The sequence below is a fragment of the Acetivibrio ethanolgignens genome, assembly GCF_001461035.1.
Taxonomy (GTDB): domain Bacteria; phylum Bacillota; class Clostridia; order Lachnospirales; family Lachnospiraceae; genus Velocimicrobium; species Velocimicrobium ethanolgignens.
Genome location: NZ_LNAM01000204.1, coordinates 1 through 2651 on the forward strand (window position 1 = coordinate 1; position 2651 = coordinate 2651).

Here is a 2651-nt window from a genome sequence, read left to right on the forward strand (position 1 = left end):
ATTAGGATTATCTCATAAAAAGGTGATGCATAGGAACGGTAGGTTATTCATCGCTTACAAACAAATTGCATATCAAGTTCAATAATTGCATAATTTATACACATTGAGCAAAAAATGTTTTTTGCAGAGGTAAAATGTAGGTTGTTGCAAACAGACCTTGGGGGCTGCAACTTTCTGTATTTTACTTTTGCAATAAACTGTTGTGGTCAAGCTTTTTTGTAACACTTTTGGCTAAAAAATATCGTTATTCAATTATGCAGCTACCCTTGCTTCATGTGGGGTAGCATAACCATTGAAACTATGTGGGTGCACATAATTGTATTCAACATACGCAAATTCTTCTGCTTTCTGATAGAGCGCCTCCTCTGTCTTAAATTCATGAAGGTTTGTACACTCGTTTTTCAGAGTGTTGAAATAACGTTCCATCGGGGCATTGTCGTATGGATATCCTGCCTTGCTCATGCTCTGTGTTACATGAACTGATTCACAGAATTCAACAAATGCTTTTGAAGTGAACTGTGATCCTTGATCACTATGGAGAATCAGTTCACCCTGTTTATTGTAAAATAAAATTGCTTCTTCCTCAAGGGTGCGTATAACACTGGCATTTTCATTTAAAAAATGATATACTATTTGTAGCTTGTTCAATAAGGAGTAACATCATGACAGATACCACAAATAGTTTATCATTAGCTCAGTTTTATCCTCAGAATTTATTGATTAAATCTATTCTTAACGAAGACAACGAGATTCACATTACAATGCGCTCTCAGACAAAAAATGTAATTGCCCTAAATGCATGATGGAGTCTTCCAGCCTACACGCAACACATCACCGTAGGGTTCAGGACTTACCAATTTACGGAAAAAGAGTAATGCTTGACATTAATCTTTATGAATTTAATTGTGTCAATCCTGAATGCTCTATAACATCATTCATGGAAACCTTTGAGAACTTTTTGAATAGTTACAGTTATATGACAGAACGCCTGGTTGACCTGATGACAACTCTGGCACTAGAAACCAGTTGTGAAAGCTGTGCCAGAATTCTAAAATCGATGAATATTAAAACAAGTGGTGATACAGTGATTCGCACTCTGATTAAGAGGTATGAAAAACAGCCAGAACCAGAATGCGGTTCTGCCATTGGAGTTGACGATTTTGTCTATTAAAAAAGGCACACATATGGAACGATTGTAGTAGATGAAGAAACACATAAACCTGTAGCTATTTTAGATGGACGAGATGGAACTACTTTAAAAGAGTGGTTAAAAAAGAATAAGCAGGTTAAGACCGTTACAAGAGACAGGGCAAGTGCATATGCAAAGGCTGTAGAAGAAATACTACCGGATTGTATGCAGATTGCAGACAGGTTCCATCTTTATCAGAACCTTATTGCTGTTAACAAAATATTGAGTCGTGAAATAGCCTCAACTACAGCTATTACTTCTGAAGAAAATATAAAAGAGAGTCTTTCTGAACAGTCGGAAGATTTACCTTGTAAAAAATCGAACCCATTGTGGATAACTTTACGGAAGCTGAACAAAAGCGTTTAAAACTTATTCAGCAGATTCAGGAAATGTATCAAGCTGGAATAAGTATTCGAGAAATAACAAGAAGATTTCAAATCAATAGGCAGACAACAAGAAAATATCTAAGTGGAGATCCAATGATTCTTTGCCGCTCAAACAAGCGAAGCAATCTCGATCAGCATAAAGATTTTATTATCAAATGCCTAACCGAAGGAAAAACACAGTCTGAAACGGCCCGTCTGGTAATGGATTTGGGATGCGATTGTGGAGAGGGCAACGTTCGTCAGTATATACATACCATAGTAATTCAACACAAAATAGAAGTGAACAAATATGTTTCTTCATCACATGGAACAGCCAAAGCAAAAAAGACCGATTATATTACCAGAAAAGGAATTTTTCAGTATTTGTGGTTACATGGAGAACTAACTTCGGAACACTACGAATTTTTATGGAATAAATATAGCGTTTTGCAAGAAATAGAAAAATGCATTCGTGAATTTCGTGAAATATTTCAAACGAAAAGAATGCCGTTACTATATCTATTTATTGAACGTTACAAGAACTCTTCAATAAAAGAACTTGCATCTTTTGCAAACGGATTGGAATAGGATATTTCAGCTGTTGAAAATGCAGTCGCCAGTGACTTAAGTAATGCTTTTGTAGAAGGAACAAATAGCAAAGTAAAGATGGTAAAGCGCACCATGTATGGTCGATGCAGCCAAAAATTATTAGCTGCCAAGTTGCTGTACAATCCTGTGTAAAAATTAGGGTTGTACGCAAATATGCGGAAGAACCAAAAATATTTTGCAACTTTGTCCAAAAAGTGCTTGCAAAAAACATTTTCAAGGTGCAAATTAAAAAAGATTACTATAAGTTACCCGATTTGTCGGGCAACTCATTAAAATATGAAAAAAGCTAGAATACAAATTAGAGGGGAAGGACTGGATAATAAGCAATGATTGACATTAAAGTATTACAGGAATACTATAGTCAGGAAGTCGTATAATTACAGAAAAAAAGGGTAACCTTAATAGACCTACGGTATTTCTAAGAAAAATTGTAACTATTCAGTACCACCCTTATTCAAAGATGAAATCAGGGTGACCTGAGATCGCAT

The 2651-nt window shown here is 35.6% G+C and carries 5 protein-coding genes; 4 read left to right on the top strand and 1 reads right to left on the bottom strand.

The annotated features are described in order from the left end of the window. Window positions 1-252 precede the first annotated feature (252 nt). Window positions 253-648, bottom strand: coding sequence for an integrase core domain-containing protein (locus ASU35_RS16345; RefSeq protein ID WP_083504354.1), 396 nt, complete (start codon window positions 646-648; stop codon window positions 253-255). A gap of 226 nt (window positions 649-874) precedes the next feature. Here ASU35_RS16345 and ASU35_RS20360 point away from each other — a divergent pair, with 226 nt between their 5' ends. Genes ASU35_RS20360 through ASU35_RS20840 form a run of 4 tightly spaced genes read left to right on the top strand, consistent with a single transcriptional unit; the run spans window position 875 to window position 2295 of the window. Further along, window positions 875-1171, top strand: coding sequence for a hypothetical protein (locus tag ASU35_RS20360; protein ID WP_242861308.1), 297 nt, complete (start codon window positions 875-877; stop codon window positions 1169-1171). 57 nt (window positions 1172-1228) lie between these two features. Beyond that, window positions 1229-1555 carry a transposase gene (locus ASU35_RS20835; protein ID WP_242861309.1) on the top strand — a complete coding sequence of 109 codons (327 nt, stop codon included), beginning with the start codon at window positions 1229-1231 and terminating at the stop codon, window positions 1553-1555. Further along, complete coding sequence (locus ASU35_RS16355) at window positions 1519-2142, top strand: helix-turn-helix domain-containing protein (RefSeq protein WP_187142779.1); 624 nt, start codon at window positions 1519-1521, stop codon at window positions 2140-2142. The genes ASU35_RS20835 and ASU35_RS16355 overlap by 37 nt, the downstream gene beginning before the upstream one ends. A gap of 3 nt (window positions 2143-2145) precedes the next feature. Beyond that, window positions 2146-2295, top strand: a complete 150-nt coding sequence (locus tag ASU35_RS20840) for a transposase (RefSeq protein WP_147525479.1) — start codon at window positions 2146-2148, stop codon at window positions 2293-2295. Window positions 2296-2651: the final 356 nt, after the last annotated feature.